1 protein-coding gene is annotated in these 1,002 nt (G+C 67.4%); it reads left to right on the top strand.

The genetic code is table 11. From position 1 onward, the window contains the following. Window positions 1–1,002 (top strand): hypothetical protein (locus tag ACYVDE_RS24130; RefSeq protein WP_460504064.1); only part of this gene is annotated, 1,002 nt, incomplete at both ends.

Here is a 1,002-nt window from a genome sequence, read left to right as displayed (position 1 = left end):
TGCCCACGGGCGGGCTGCGCAGCCCGCTGCGGCGCTTCACGGCCATGCCGGTGTGGCAGTATAACGCCGCCAGCCCGCCCACCAGCGAGCTGAACCCACGCCTGGGTGTGAATGTGAGCAACCTGAGTGGCACGGCCGCCCCACTGTCGGTGGATGTACTGGGCACGGTGCGCGACCTCACTGCGGGCACCACTATTGGCCCCTGGCTGCAAAGCTCGACGCTGGTGGCGGGCAACTCGCGCCAGTCGCCCATCACGGGTTCGGCGGCTACGCAGCCGCTGCCGGTGTCGGCCACGCCCAAGCGGCTGCGCTACACGCTGGCGCTGAACTCGCGCGAAACCTCGCCGCTCACGCTGCCCAACGACACGATTTTTCGGGATGTGGAGCTGAATAATTATTATGCCTACGACGACGGCTCGGCCGAAAACATCACCAACCTGCTGCCCTACGCCACCGGCCAGCAGTCGGCCTTCGCCTACCGCTTCGACCTGAACCAGCCCGACTACGTGCGCGGCGTGCGCTTGGTGCCGGTATTCACAGCCTCGGACGCGGGCAGCCGCCAGGTAACCATCAGCGTGTGGGCCGATAAGAACGGGCTGCCCGACAACACCCGCGTGCTGGGCACGAAAACGGCCACCATTCCGGCCAGCTACCCGGCGGGCTGGCAATATTTCCAAATTGACTTCGACCAGCCGGTGGCCGTATCGGGGTCGTTTTACGTGGGCTTTTCGCAGCCCAGCGCCGGCCGCACTCTGCACTACGGCCTCGATTTGAATAGTACCTTCCCGGCCCGCCACTTCTTCCGGCGCGACAATGCCGCGCAGTGGGACACGGCCAACTTCCAGCCCTCCGGTGCCGTGCAGCGCGGCGCCCTCCTGATGCGGCCCGTGATGACGAATAACGTGGCTACCGCCACCGCGTCGGCCGCCGAAACTGCTGCCTTCGCCCTCTACCCCAACCCGGCGCACGGCCCCGTGCGCGTGGCCGGGCCCGCCTTCGCCC

This window comes from Hymenobacter agri, from assembly GCF_054778495.1.
The sequence above is the reverse complement of the archived record's forward strand: the minus strand, read 5'-3'. Positions and strand labels throughout refer to the sequence as shown.